The following is a 12,734-nucleotide window of genomic DNA, read 5'->3' as shown; positions in this document are numbered from 1 at the left end:
CCCGGGCGGACCGGTCACGGCCGGGACCGCCGCCACCGGACGGCTCCGGGACCGCCTGTCACCACGCCAGCTGCGCAATCTCCTCCGCCACCACCGCACACGCATCCGCCGCCGGATCGATCAACGGAAAGTGCCCGACCTCCTCCAGCAGCGTCAGCCCCACCGTCTCCCCGGCCTTCGCCGCCGCATCGACGAACGCCTCCGCGACCGCCTGCGGCACCGTGAGGTCGGTGCGTCCTTGCACCAGCGCCGTGGCGATTCCCGTCGGCAGCAGCGCAGCCGGGTCGGCGTACGGGCTCCTGGCCGCGAAGTCCTCTTCCCTGCCGAGCAGTTGACCCACCGCACCGGAGCAGACATCCAGCTCCACCGCCGTGGTGAAGTCGGCGATCGGCGCCAGGGCGACAACGCCTCGCAGCGGCGGCGCCGCGGAAAGCCGCCACGGCGACCCTTCCGGGAGTACATGCCGGGCCGCTGCCCACAACGCCAGGTGACCGCCCGCGGAGTGACCGGTGACGACGATCCGCCGCGCATCGGCCTCCGGCAGTTCGCGGGCCAGCAGTGCGGGCAGCGCGTCCATCGCCGCGGCGACATCGTCGAACGTCTCGGGCCAACGGCCCGCCACCGGACCGGAACCGCGCTGCTGCGGGATCTCGCTGCCGCGCCGGTACTCGACATTGGCGACGGCGAACCCGCGCCGGGCCAGGAAGTCCGCGAGCGGCGACACATGCTGCCGGTCGTACGGCGCCCGCCACGCACCGCCGTGCAGGACGACCACGACGGGCGCCCCGGCCCGCCCGTCGCGCGGGGCGTAGAAGTCGATCACTTGGTCGGGGTGGGTGCCGTAGGCGGCGGTGGCGTCAGGGGCGACAGCCGGATGCGAGAACGCCGACTCGGTCTCGACTGCGTCCCGATCACGCGCGGCGGAATCCGACATGCTGCTCCAACCATCCGACAGAGGTGCCCAACTGGCCTGACCAGCGGGGACGGTATCAGCACAGGGCACCGCGTCCCCACGGGGATTGACCATGGGGACGCGGCAGGCGTCACACCCCGCCGAGCGGCCCGTTCACCACCTCACCCAGCACCCGCGCAGCCCGCTCCACATCCGCGAACCCCACGTACAACGGCGTGAACCCGAACCGCAGCACATCCGGCCGCCGCAGATCCCCGACCACGCCCCGGGCGATGAGCGCACGCATCGTCGGCTCGGCGACCGCCGCGTCCACACACCGCAACGACACCTGGCTGCCGCGCTCCCCGTGCGCCCCCGGGGTGACCGAGACGACCACGCCCTCCGGCACATACGCCCCGACGCACTCCAGGAAGAAGTCCGTCAGCGCCAGCGACTTGGCCCGTACCGCCTCGACCGGCACCCCGTCCCACACGTCCAGCGCCGCTTCGAGCGCCAGCATGGACAGGATGTCGGGGGTTCCGACCCGGCCGCGGACGGAACCGTCGGCCGGAGCGTAGCCCGGCGCCATCGCGAACGGGTCGGCGTGCGAGGTCCACCCCGGCAGCGGCGAGTCGAAGGCCGCCTGGTGCCGCTCGGCGACGTACAGATAGGCGGGCGAACCGGGCCCGCCGTTGAGGTACTTGTACGTGCAGCCGACCGCCAGGTCAACCCCGTGCGCGTCGAGCCCGACCGGCAGCGCGCCCGCGCTGTGGCACAGGTCCCAGACCGCGAGCCCGCCCGCCGCGTGCACGGCAGCGGTGAGACCGGGCAGGTCGTGCAGCCGGCCGGTGCGGAAGTCGACGTGGTTGAGCAGGACGACCGCGGTACGGGGGCCGACCGCACCCGGCACGTCCGCCGGGGCGACGGGGACGAGCCGGTGCCCGGTCATCCGGGCGGCGGACTCGGCGATGTAGCCGTCCGTGGGAAACGTCGTCGCGTCGACCAGGATCTCGTCGCGTCCTTCGGGCGCCAGCCTGCTCGCGGCGACGACGGCCTTGAAGACGTTCACGCTCGTCGAATCGCCCACCACGATCTGCCCGGCGGCGGCCCCGACGAGCGGGGCGATCCGGTCGCCGATCCGCTCGGGCGCGGTCCACCAGCCGCTCTCGTCCCAGGACCGGATACGCAGCTCGCCCCACTCGCGGGTGAGGACCTCCTGCATCCGGGCGGGTACGTGCCGGGGCAGCGCCCCCAGCGAGTTGCCGTCGAGATACATGGTGTCGTCGAGGGTGAACAGCTTCCGCAGATCGGCGAGTTCGTCGGCGGCGTCGAGTGCCGCGGCCCGCGCGGCGAAGGTCTCAGACATGGCTGCGCGCCGTCCACAGCTCCGGGAACACGTTCTTCGTGGCACGTTTCTCCAGCCACGCGACCCCGGCGGAGCCGCCGGTGCCGGTCTTCGAGCCCATCGCGCGCCGGGTGGCGACGAGGTGGTCGTTGCGCCAGCGCCACACCAGTTCACCGACGTCGGTGAGCGCCTCGCCGAGCCGGACGAGCTCGTCGTGCCGCTCGGGATCGGCGTAGATCTCCGCCCAGACGGCCTCGACCTCGGGGGACGGCTCGTACTTCTGCGTCAGGTCACGGCCGAGCACGGCCTGCGGTACGGCGTGCCCGCGCCGGGCGAGCAGAGCGAGCACCTCGTCGTACAGACCCGGTTCGGCGAGCGCCTTCTCCAGTTCGGCGTGGACGCGGGGTGCACCCCGGTGCGGTACGAGCATGGACGCGGACTTGTCGCCGAGCAGGAACTCCATCCGCCGGTACATCGCCGACTGGAAGCCGGAGCCCTCACCGAGTGCGCCACGGTAGGAGTTGAACTGGGCAGGGGTGAGCTGGGCGAGCGGCGTCCAGGACGCGTTGAGCGCCTCGAGTTCCCGCACCGACCGCTTCAGCGCATCGCGTGCGACCGGCAGCCGGTCCTCGCGGAGGGCGAGCGCCGCGGTCTCCCACTCATGGACGATGACCGTGAACCACAGCTCCATGACCTGAGTGGTGACCAGGAAGACCATCTCGCCCGGGTCGTCGGAGCGGAGGTGCTGGAGGTGGGTCAGGACATCCGCCTGGACATAGTCCTCGTACGGAGTCGTTCCCGCGAAGTCCAGGTGCGGGGTGTCCGCACCGGTGGCTTCGGGGTCGGGGTGGATCGTCGACATTGCTGTCTCCTCGACACGAGCTTCCGGGTAGCGGTCCGCCCCTTCCGTGAGGTGATGGAGCTCCGGTCCCCTGTCCGCATCCTAAGCGGAGCCCCGCGAAAGACGCAGGCCCCGCAGACGGCGATACGTCTGCGGGGCCGTGAACAGGGCGTATGCGCCCGCTATCCCAGGATCTCGGCGGCGGTCGGCGACGAGTCGCGGAGGAACGTCGAGCAGCGCTCGTACTCCTCCTGCTCACCGATCGACTGCGCGGCGCGCGCCAGGGCGTGCAGGGCGCGCAGGAAACCGCGGTTCGGCTCGTGCTCGAACGGTACGGGCCCGTGGCCCTTCCAGCCGGCCCTGCGGAGCGCGTCGAGGCCGCGGTGGTAACCGGTGCGGGCATAGGCGTACGACTCGATGACGCGGCCGCCCTCGAACGCCTCGTCGGCGAGCTGCGCCCAGGCCAGCGAGGAGGTCGGGTACTTCGCGGCGACGTCGGCGGGGGCGGTGCCGTTCGCGAGCAGCTCGCGCGGCTCCGGGTCGTCGGGCAGGTGGGTCGGGGGAGGCCCCCCGAGCAGGTTCTCGTGGATGGACATGGGTTCAAGTGTGCCTGGCACATGCGTGTCGGGGGTAGCCGGGCGCCCCGAACGGTCAGGCCCGGCCCGGCTCCCCGTTCTCGTCCCGCGCGGGCTCCAGGGGAGGTGCCACGACACCGCAGTGCACGGTGCATTCCGGACGCGCCTTGCCCTTCCGGTCCGCGGGCGGTGTCCGTACGGTCGCCCAGGCGATCGCCGAGCCCAGCACCATCAGCCCGGCACACATCGGCATGGCCCGCCGGAAGGTCGCGGCGAACTCACCGGCGTCGCGGTACGCCTCGGGCCCCATCCCGGCGAGCAGCGGCAGCGCGGCCACGGCGATCAGGCCGGCGGCGCGGGCGGCGGCGTTGTTGATCCCGCTGGCCAGCCCGGCGCGCGCGGTGTCGACGGAGGCGAGGACGGTCGCGGTGAGCGGCGCCACCAGGGTGACCAGGCCGAGGCCGAGCACGGCGACGGCGGGCAGCACGTGCTGGACGTACGCGGAGACGGAGGCGTCGCCGGGCCCCACCCGCAGCATGAGCAGCATCCCGGCGGCGGCCAGCAGCGGCCCGACGGTGAGCGGGATACGGGGGCCGATGCGCTGCCCCAGCTCGCCCGACGAGGCGGAGAAGAGCAGCATCAGCACGGTGCTCGGAAGGAGGGCGGTCCCGGCACCGAGCGCGGAGTACCCGGCCACGACCTGGAGCTGAATGGCGGAGAGGAAGAAATAGCCGCCGAGCGCCGCGTACACGCAGAGTGTGACGACATTGACGGCGGTGAACAGGCGGGACTCGAACACCGATGGCGGCAGCATGGGGTTCGCCCGCCGCCGCTCCACCTGCACGAACGCCACCCCGAGCAGCACTCCGCCCACGGCCGCCCCGATCACCGCAGCGGACGCCCCCTGCCCGGGAGCCTCGATCAACGCGTACGTCACGAGAGCCAGAGCCAGCGCGCCGAGCACGGCCCCCAGGACATCGAAGCGCCCGTGCGCGTGCGGGTCCCGCGACTCCGGTACGTGCCGCAGTGCGACCGGCACACAGATCACGGCGACCGGCACATTGATCAGGAACACCCACCGCCACCCCGGCCCGTCGACGAGCCACCCCCCGACGAACGGCCCGATCGCCGCCCCCACCCCACCGAAGCCGGACCACAGCCCGACCGCGCGCGCCCGGTCGTCCGGGTGAAAACTGGCCTGGATCAACGCCAGCGACCCGGGCGTGAGGAGCGCCCCGCCCACCCCCTGAAGGGCCCGGGCCGCAATCAGCACGCCGGCATTCGGCGCGACGCCGCACAGCAGCGAGGCGGCAGCGAACCACACCACCCCCACGACGAACACCCGCCGCCGCCCGTACCGGTCCCCGAGCGCCCCACCGAGCAGGATCAGCCCGGCAAGAGTCAGCATGTAGGCGTTGACGGTCCACTGGAGAGCGGCCAGATCGGTGCCGAGGTCCTTGCCGATACGGGGCAGGGCGACGTTGACGACGGTGGAGTCGAGCATGGCCATGGCGGACCCGAGGACGGTGGTCAGAACGACCCAGCGCCCGGGTGCGGAGGCGGCACGGATCTGACCGGCGGGTGTCTCGACCATGCGAGCAGCATCCCCGGTCCGGCGGGAGGCGGCCAGTCCGGCGCGGACACCTGCCGGTCCCGGATCAGCCCCTCGACGCCCGCACCGCCCCCAGCGCCCGGATCAGCCCCTCGACGCCCGCACCGCCCCCAGCGCCCGGATCAGCCCCTCGACGCCCGCACCGCCCCCAGCGCCCGGATCAGCGCCTCGACGCCCGCCTCCACCTTGCTGCGCGGGCACCCGACGTTCAGACGCAGGAAGCCCTCCGCGCCGTACACCGCCCCCGGCATGATCGCGACCTTCTCGCGTTCGATCAGCACCCGCTGCAGCGCCTCGTCGTCCACACCCAGCGGGCGCAGGTCGATCCACGCCAGGTAGCCGGCCTGCGGCGGTTCCCAGGACAGCTCGGGAAAGGCCGTGTTCAGGCGTTCCGCGACCAGTGCCAGGTTGTCGGAGACGTACTCCCGGACCGCGTCCAGCCACTCCCCGCCCTCCCGGTACGCGGCTATGTGCGCGGTCAGCGACAGGACCGCCGGGGAGGCGAGCCCCTCGGCCGTCTCCATGCGCCGCAGGAACTCCGTCCGGTCCACCGGGTCGCCGATGATGCCGTACGAGCCGGTCAGCGCCGGAAAGTTGAAGGACTTCGAGGCGGACGAGATCACCGCCCAGCGGCCCCCGCCCGCACCTGCCACGCGCACCCACGGCACATGCCTATGGCCCTCGTGCACGAAGTCCGCGTGGATCTCGTCGCTGATCACCGCGACCCCGTGGCGCGCCGCCAGCGCCGCCGTCTCGACGAGCTCCGGCTCCGTCCACACCCGGCCGGTCGGGTTGTGCGGCGAACACAGCACCAGCACCTTCGCGTCGGGGCGCGCCAGCTCCCGCTCCAGCGCCTCCGTGTCGCCCACCGGCACGCCCCGCAGCTCCCGGCCGAGACCGGTGATCGCCTTGCGGAAGCCGTCGTACGTGGGGGTGTGGACGACGACGCCGTCGCCCTGCGCCGTCCACATCTGGAGGAGCTGCGAGAGCTGGCTGAGCACCGACGGGGCGTAGACCAGCCGGCCGGTGTCCAGCTCGGTGCCGTACCGGGTCCCGTACCAGTGCGCTATCGCCGACCGGAAGTCGTCGTGCTGCCAACTGGTGTAGCCGAGGACGCCGTGGTCGAGGCGGGTCCGCAGCGCGGTCAGCACCTCCGGGGCGGTCTCGAAGTCCATGTCGGAAATGGTGAACGGGAGGAGCCCGTCGACCCCGAACCGGTCGGCGACTCCGTCCCACTGGACGCACCAGGTGCCCCTGCGGTCGACGACGGTGTCGAAGTCATAGCGTGCGCTCGCCTGCACCAGTGCTCCTTCTGCTCGTTCGCGGACGTGCCGTGGGCCCGGCACCCCCAGGGAGTACCGGGCCCACGGCCGCCGTTCGTACCTACTGCTACTTCAGCTTCGTGCCGGTGGACCGCAGGTTGGCGCAGGCCTCCGTGACGCGCTTGGCCATGCCCGCCTCGGCGGACTTGCCCCAGCTGCGCGGGTCGTAGACCTTCTTGTTGCCGACCTCGCCGTCGACCTTCAGCACGCCGTCGTAGTTGCGGAACACGTGGTCCACGATCGGGCGGGTGAAGGCGTACTGGGTGTCGGTGTCGAGGTTCATCTTCACGACGCCGTTCTCCAGCGCGGTGGCAATCTCCTGCTCGGTGGAGCCGGAGCCGCCGTGGAAGACAAAATCGAAGGGCGACGACTTGCCGTACTTGGCGCCGACGCCCTCCTGGAGGTCCTTCAGCAGCTCGGGACGGAGCACGACGTTGCCCGGCTTGTAGACGCCGTGCACGTTGCCGAAGGACGCGGCCAGCAGGTAGCGGCCCTTCTCGCCCAGACCGAGCGCCTCGGCGGTACGCAGCGCGTCGTCGACGGTGGTGTACAGCTCGTCGTTGATCTCGTGCGTGACACCGTCCTCCTCGCCACCGGTCGGGGTGATCTCGACCTCAAGAATGATCTTGGCGGCGGCGGCCTTGGCCAGCAGCTCCTGGCCGATGGCCAGGTTGTCGGCGAGGGTCTCGGCCGAACCGTCCCACATGTGGGACTGGAACAGCGGGTTCAGGCCCTTGGCGACGCGCTCGGCGGAGATGTCGAGCAGCGGACGTACATAGCCGTCCAGCTTGTCCTTGGGGCAGTGGTCGGTGTGCAGCGCGACCGTGATGTCGTACTTGGCGGCGACGATGTGCGCGAACTCGGCGAGGGCAACGGCGCCCGTGACCATGTCCTTGTTGTGCTGGCCGCCCAGGAACTCCGCCCCACCGGTGGAGATCTGGACGATGCCGTCGCTCTCCGCCTCCGCGAAGCCGCGCAGTGCAGCGTGCAGGGTCTGGGTCGACGTCACATTGATGGCCGGGTAGGCGAACTTGCCTGCCTTCGCCCGGTCGAGCATCTCGGCGTAGACCTCGGGGGTTGCGATGGGCATCTGTCCGCTCCTTGGGATGTGCGGGTGTGCGTTGCTGGTTCCCTGACCTGGGGGCGACGTCATCGTCGCCCCCATCTTCCCAGACTCTCGCTCCGGCTCCACCCGGCGGACTCCCTGGGCGGTCGGGCCGGGCCGCTGGAGGCATACGACGAGGGCGGACGGTTTCACGTGAAACCGTCCGCCCTCGAAGAAAAACGCAGGTCAGGCCAGCGATCAGGCCAGGTCGAGGTCCGACACCGTGTAGGCGTGGATGTACGGGAGACCCGCCTCGGCAATGGCCGGAGCCGCACCCCGCTCCACGATCGTGGCGACAGCGACGACCTCGCCACCGGCCTCGCGCACCGCCTCCACAGCCGTCAGCGGCGAACCGCCGGTCGTCGAGGTGTCCTCGACCACCAGGCAGCGGCGGCCCTTCACGTCCGTGCCCTCGATCCGGCGCTGCATCCCGTGCGCCTTCTGCGCCTTGCGGACGACGAACGCGTCCATCCGCTCCCCACGCGCTGCGGCAGCGTGCAGCATCGACGTGGCGACCGGGTCGGCGCCCAGCGTCAGCCCGCCCACGCAGTCGTAGTCGAGCTCGGCGGTCGCGTCCAGCATGACCTGACCGACCATCGGAGCAGCCTCGCCGTCCAGCGTGATGCGGCGCAGGTCGATGTACCAGTCGGCCTCAAGACCCGAGGAGAGGGTCACCTTGCCGTGTACCACGGCCTTGTCCTTGATCTGCTGGAGCAGCTCAGCACGTACGTCAGTCATGGCTACGAGCTTAAGGCCGCCCGCCTCACAGCCTGCGCCAGCTCCAGGTCGTCACGATCTCCAGCGGGTCGATCGGGGTGACATAGTGCGGCGCGGTGTTCAGTCCGTTCGGCGGACCCGATTGCGGCTCCACGCAGACCGCCTCGTCCTGCTCGTCGTAGACGACGACCCACTCGGTCCGGCTCTTCACCTTCAGTTCCAGTTGCTGCGGCCAGGTGAGCGTCACGTCAACCCCGTCGGGCATCCCGAAGCAGTCGTCCCACGGGCCGGGCAGCGGCGGGATCCGGCGGCCGGTCGGCAGATGGTTCTCGCCCCGCTCCTCCTGCCAGGCGGCGTCGAAGCCGATCTGCACGTCGTCACCGCCGGTTCCGAGGTTGCGCAGGAACCAGGGGTGCCAGCCGGCCTGTGCGGGGAACGAGTCCCCGTACGTCTCGATGCCGAACGCGAGCGTGATCGAGTCCTCGGCCAGTTCGAAGGTCTGGGTGACGCGGCCCGGATACGGCCACGGCTCGGCCAGGTCGTAGTAGAACGCGGCGTCGGTCCCGCCCTCCTTCGCCGTGAGCCACGCGGTGTCACGGCCGGTGCCGTGGATGGCGTGCGGCGGGGAGTTCAGCGGCAGCTGGTGGAGCACATCGCCGTTGTGGAACCGGCCGTCCTCGGTCCGCCCGCACCACGGCACCATGGGGAAACAGCCGTACCGCTCCCCCTGCCGCAGCAGTTCGGTGCCCCCGATCCGGAGGCTGCTGATGCGGCAGCCATTGGCGGGGTCCACGGTCAACTCGGCGTCGCCGACGGACAGCCGGACGTTCTTCTCGCTACTGCTCACACGACGACACTACTGGCGCCGCTACCTCCGCCGCCGCAGCGCCCGGCCGATGACGACCGCGGAGGCGAGCGCGAGGGCGGCCGCCGGGGCCACCCAGCGCAGCGTGGCGCCCGCGGTGGTCGACTCGGGCGACGGCACGGGGGCGTACCGGCCGCGCGGCGGCGCGTGGTCGACCTCCTCCGCGCTGCGCCCGATCATGGTCCGGCGCGCGTGCGCGGCCTCGGCGGGCGGCCCCTCGGGGGCGGGGAACCCCGTGTCCGCGTTGGGGTCGAGCGAGGGCGGCGGCACCGGCGCCTCGAAGACCGAGCCGGTGCCGGGGGGTGTCCGGTCGGAGGGTGCCTCGGCAGGGGGCGTGCCGTCGGACGGCGCCTCGGCGGAGGGTGCCTCCTCGGACCGCACGCGGTCGGCGCTCACGTCGTCCGTGGTCGCCCCTTCGGGCTGGTCGCCCGCGCCGTGCGTCGCCAATGTCTCGGTCACCAGCTGCTGCGTGAAGCGGTCCAGCAGTCGGTACGCCGCCGTCAGCGCCGTCTCCGGTTCCAGCTCCACGATGCGGCCCTCGCCGCCCGCCGTGCCCGTGAACGCGATCGTCGTACCGCCGTCCGTCTCCGTCAGGCGGATCGTCAGGCCGAGCTTCGCCGAGCCGGTGCCCCGCGCCTCCACACCCTCACCGGTGACGGAAAACCCTGCCCCGTCCGGCAGCGCGGTCGGTGTCAGCGTGCCGCGGTACGTGATCGTGTGGCCGCCGATCCGGACCTTGAGCCGGCCGGCCAGGGGGCCCGCGGACACGTCGGCATCCTGCTGGAGGCCCGGCACGCAGCGGGCGACACGGGCGGAGTCGCCCAGCGTCCGCAGCAGGGACGGGACCGGAACCGGAACGAACACCTCATGCTCCATGGAAACCGAGCCTACTCAGGCACGGCCGCCCCGTCAGCGCTTCCGCACCCGGAAGAGACGGGATCTCCCCCGGAGCGACACACCTCCGATCCCCCGGACCAGGCGAGCCCCCTCGCGCCCTCACGGCTCCTCCCAGTACCGCGGATGCACGAGCGTCGACGGCACCTGGCCCCGCAGCCGTCGGCCCTCCGCGTACCGGGCCGCCCGCGCCAGCTCCCCTTCCGAGAGGAACCGAAGTTTCGGCGGACGTGGAGGCAGGTGAAGGGCCGGAGGTCTCACGCCCGGGCGGGCGAGGACGAAGCCCCAGTCGGGGCGGCCCTGCGCAGCGTCCGTCGTGCGGTCCGGGCCCGCCGCGAAGCCGGACGGACGGCCGCAGATGCGGTACGGGCGGGTCCGCAGGCCCGCCGCGCTCATGGACGCCTCGACCGTCCAGAACGTCCGGGGCCGGACGACGGGCGGGCCCGCGTGCACCACCAGCCGTCCGCCCGGCGCGAGGGCTTCGGTGGCCAGGCCGTAGAACTCCGCCGAGTACAGCTTCGTGCTCGCCGTGATCCCGGGGTCCGGCAGGTCGGAGATCACCACGTCGTAGCCACCGTGCGACGCCTCCCGCAGCCAGTTGAACGCGTCCGCGGTGACGGCGGTCAGCCGCGGATCGCGGTACGCGTGCGCGTTCAGCGCGGAGAGTGCGGGGTCGGTACGGGCCAGTCGGGTGACGCCGCGGTCGAGCTCGACGACCGTGACGCTCCGTACGTCCGGGTAGCGCAGCACCTCGCGGGCGGCCAGGCCGTCGCCCCCACCCAGGATCAGCACCCGGGCATGGCGCCCGTTCATCGCCGGATGGACCAGTGCCTCGTGGTACCGGTACTCGTCGCGGGCGCTGACCCGCAGCCGCCCGTCCAGGAAGAGGTCCAGGGAGCTGCGACCGGCCCCGGTGAGGACGACCTCCTGCACGTCGGTCTGTACGGTGACCCGCACCTGGTCCCCGTACACCGCACGCCGTGCCACCCGCTCGAAGTCGTCGACCAGCACCGTGGCGGCGGCCAGCAGGGCGATCACCGTCACGTTGGCGACGATCAGCAGCCACCGGGACCGCCGGGTCAGGTCCCGCCGGAACACCCACAGCACCAGCGCCCCGCCTGCCGCCGCGTTGACCGTGCCGGTGAGCAGCGCCCCGGTGAGCTGGCCGAGGGCCGGCAGCAGGAGGAAGGGGAAGGCCAGTCCGCCGACCAGCGCACCCACGTAGTCGGCGGCGAACAGATCCGCGACCGCCCCGCCCGCGTCCTGCCGGTCGACGCGCTGGATCAGCGTCATCAGCAGCGGGATCTCCGCGCCGATCAGGATGCCTATGGCGAGCGAGAACCCGACCAGCGCGAAGCGTGACTCCCCCATCCACGCGAACGACGCGTAGAGCACGAGCGCCGAGCAGCCGCCGATCAGTGCGAGAGCCGCCTCGATCAGCCCGAAACCCACGGCGGCATGGCTGCGCAGACGTTTCGCGAGCAGCGAGCCGATCCCCATCGCGAAGACCATCACGGAGAGCACGACGGATGCCTGGGTGACGGAATCGCCGGTCAAGTAGGAGGCGAGAGCGACCAGTTCGAGCTCGTAGACCAGTCCGCAGGCGGCGCAGACGAAAACTACGGCCAGCACGAGGAACCGACCGGTCCGCGGTCGCACGGGAAGACGCGGCGCACCCCCTCGCAACGACACCTGCATCTGCTGGTCGATCATGATGCGAACGCTACGTCACGATGACGTCGCTGCTTGTCACCCCCAAGGGTGCAAGTGCCGTGCACGCAACCGAGTCGAGGCGATTCAGGGCGCCACCACCGGCGTCCGCACTCCCACCCTGGTGCGGGTCACCACCAACTGCCCCTCCTGCGGGTACGCGTGCCAGGTGCGCCATCCGACCTGGTCCTCCGACCGCTGCGCGAGCATGGCGGTGAAGGCGTGCGGGCTGCCGGGGAACGTACCCGCGAGGCCGTGCGGATGGTCGGTCACCAGCGCGAGGAGCTCCTGCGCACGCCCGGCGAAGGAGCCCGCGGAGAGCGTCTCGACGCGCGCCGCGAACTCGTACTCCCAGTCACCGAGGCGTTTGGCGACGCCGAGCGGCAGCGGCGTGGAGCTGCCGGGGATGCAGGCGACCGTTTCGGAACAGGTACCGCCGTCCTCCTCGAGAAGCACCTGGTGGGAGGCGCCGAGCAGACGCAGCTGCAATTGGGCCCCGCCGAGCTCGAGGTCGAGCACGGCCAGGGCTGGGAGCGGCTCACGCCCCAGCGCCCAGGCCAGGTCGGCAGCACAGGTATCGGAATAGGCCGTCTGGAGGGTCGTGAGCATGGGTCGGCTCCGCAAAACACGCATGGACACATGGACAGGGGACGCCCCCGTAACGACGCACGCGGGGGGTGGGGAACGCCCGATCAGGTCCAACTGGGGTCCGAGGGCTGAATGTTCTCTCCAACGAGGGAATCATGAAGTACGCCGCGTCCACAGCGTTTTTGCCCAACTTGCCGTGGTTTCCATCCCCTCGGGGGCCCGACGGTTCAACTGTTCACCGCCAACGCGCCGCACGGCCCAACAGAAA

Annotated in this window: 12 protein-coding genes; all 12 read right to left on the bottom strand. The window is 71.7% G+C overall.

What is annotated here, in order from left to right; genetic code table 11:
- Positions 1–58: 58 nt before the first annotated feature.
- The 12 genes from OG972_RS22380 to OG972_RS22325 all read right to left on the bottom strand — a co-directional run bounded on the left by OG972_RS22380 (position 59) and on the right by OG972_RS22325 (position 12,487).
- Positions 59–934, bottom strand: coding sequence for a S9 family peptidase (locus tag OG972_RS22380; protein WP_266984141.1), 876 nt, complete (start codon positions 932–934; stop codon positions 59–61).
- Positions 935–1,043: 109 nt separating this feature from the next.
- Positions 1,044–2,258, bottom strand: a complete 1,215-nt coding sequence (gene kynU, locus OG972_RS22375) for a kynureninase (protein WP_266984139.1) — start codon at positions 2,256–2,258, stop codon at positions 1,044–1,046.
- Positions 2,251–3,099: a tryptophan 2,3-dioxygenase family protein gene (locus OG972_RS22370; RefSeq protein ID WP_266984137.1), complete on the bottom strand. Its 849-nt coding sequence runs from the start codon at positions 3,097–3,099 to the stop codon at positions 2,251–2,253. Before OG972_RS22370 ends, kynU begins: the two co-directional genes overlap by 8 nt.
- 161 nt (positions 3,100–3,260) lie before the next feature.
- Complete coding sequence (locus OG972_RS22365) at positions 3,261–3,674, bottom strand: DUF3151 domain-containing protein (protein WP_030977723.1); 414 nt, start codon at positions 3,672–3,674, stop codon at positions 3,261–3,263.
- A gap of 55 nt (positions 3,675–3,729) precedes the next feature.
- Positions 3,730–5,247 (bottom strand): MFS transporter, encoded by a 1,518-nt coding sequence (locus tag OG972_RS22360; protein ID WP_266984134.1) that lies wholly within the window; start codon positions 5,245–5,247, stop codon positions 3,730–3,732.
- Positions 5,248–5,387: 140 nt separating this feature from the next.
- Positions 5,388–6,566, bottom strand: coding sequence for a MalY/PatB family protein (locus tag OG972_RS22355; RefSeq protein WP_266984133.1), 1,179 nt, complete (start codon positions 6,564–6,566; stop codon positions 5,388–5,390).
- Between the two features lie 88 nt (positions 6,567–6,654).
- On the bottom strand, positions 6,655–7,677 hold the full coding sequence (gene fbaA, locus OG972_RS22350) for a class II fructose-bisphosphate aldolase (protein ID WP_266984131.1): 1,023 nt from the start codon (positions 7,675–7,677) through the stop codon (positions 6,655–6,657).
- A 213-nt stretch (positions 7,678–7,890) separates the two neighbouring features.
- Positions 7,891–8,430 (bottom strand): orotate phosphoribosyltransferase, encoded by a 540-nt coding sequence (pyrE, locus tag OG972_RS22345; RefSeq protein ID WP_266984129.1) that lies wholly within the window; start codon positions 8,428–8,430, stop codon positions 7,891–7,893.
- A 25-nt stretch (positions 8,431–8,455) separates the two neighbouring features.
- Positions 8,456–9,256 carry an aldose 1-epimerase gene (locus tag OG972_RS22340; RefSeq protein ID WP_266984127.1) on the bottom strand — a complete coding sequence of 267 codons (801 nt, stop codon included), beginning with the start codon at positions 9,254–9,256 and terminating at the stop codon, positions 8,456–8,458.
- Positions 9,257–9,277: 21 nt separating this feature from the next.
- Complete coding sequence (locus tag OG972_RS22335) at positions 9,278–10,150, bottom strand: SRPBCC domain-containing protein (RefSeq protein WP_266984125.1); 873 nt, start codon at positions 10,148–10,150, stop codon at positions 9,278–9,280.
- A 120-nt stretch (positions 10,151–10,270) separates the two neighbouring features.
- On the bottom strand, positions 10,271–11,881 hold the full coding sequence (locus OG972_RS22330) for a polyamine aminopropyltransferase (protein ID WP_266984123.1): 1,611 nt from the start codon (positions 11,879–11,881) through the stop codon (positions 10,271–10,273).
- Between the two features lie 84 nt (positions 11,882–11,965).
- A complete protein-coding gene (locus tag OG972_RS22325; protein WP_266984121.1) occupies positions 11,966–12,487 on the bottom strand; it encodes a DUF2617 family protein in 522 nt (173 codons plus the stop codon).
- Between the last annotated feature and the right edge of the window lie 247 nt (positions 12,488–12,734).

This window comes from Streptomyces sp. NBC_01669 (assembly GCF_026339735.1).
In the GTDB taxonomy this organism is placed as follows: domain Bacteria; phylum Actinomycetota; class Actinomycetes; order Streptomycetales; family Streptomycetaceae; genus Streptomyces; species Streptomyces yanii.
The sequence above is the reverse complement of the archived record's forward strand: the minus strand, read 5'-3'. Positions and strand labels throughout refer to the sequence as shown.

Bases quoted from the DNA above. Each gene is read 5' to 3' on its own strand.
- OG972_RS22380 (WP_266984141.1), bottom strand. From the start codon at position 934: ATGTCGGATTCCGCCGCGCGTGATCGGGACGCAGTCGAGACCGAGTCG.
- OG972_RS22365 (WP_030977723.1), bottom strand. From the start codon at position 3,674: ATGTCCATCCACGAGAACCTGCTCGGGGGGCCTCCCCCGACCCACCTG.
- pyrE (WP_266984129.1), bottom strand. From the start codon at position 8,430: ATGACTGACGTACGTGCTGAGCTGCTCCAGCAGATCAAGGACAAGGCC.
- OG972_RS22360 (WP_266984134.1), bottom strand. From the start codon at position 5,247: ATGGTCGAGACACCCGCCGGTCAGATCCGTGCCGCCTCCGCACCCGGG.
- OG972_RS22330 (WP_266984123.1), bottom strand. From the start codon at position 11,881: ATGATCGACCAGCAGATGCAGGTGTCGTTGCGAGGGGGTGCGCCGCGT.
- OG972_RS22335 (WP_266984125.1), bottom strand. From the start codon at position 10,150: ATGGAGCATGAGGTGTTCGTTCCGGTTCCGGTCCCGTCCCTGCTGCGG.
- kynU (WP_266984139.1), bottom strand. From the start codon at position 2,258: ATGTCTGAGACCTTCGCCGCGCGGGCCGCGGCACTCGACGCCGCCGAC.
- fbaA (WP_266984131.1), bottom strand. From the start codon at position 7,677: ATGCCCATCGCAACCCCCGAGGTCTACGCCGAGATGCTCGACCGGGCG.
- OG972_RS22325 (WP_266984121.1), bottom strand. From the start codon at position 12,487: ATGCTCACGACCCTCCAGACGGCCTATTCCGATACCTGTGCTGCCGAC.
- OG972_RS22370 (WP_266984137.1), bottom strand. From the start codon at position 3,099: ATGTCGACGATCCACCCCGACCCCGAAGCCACCGGTGCGGACACCCCG.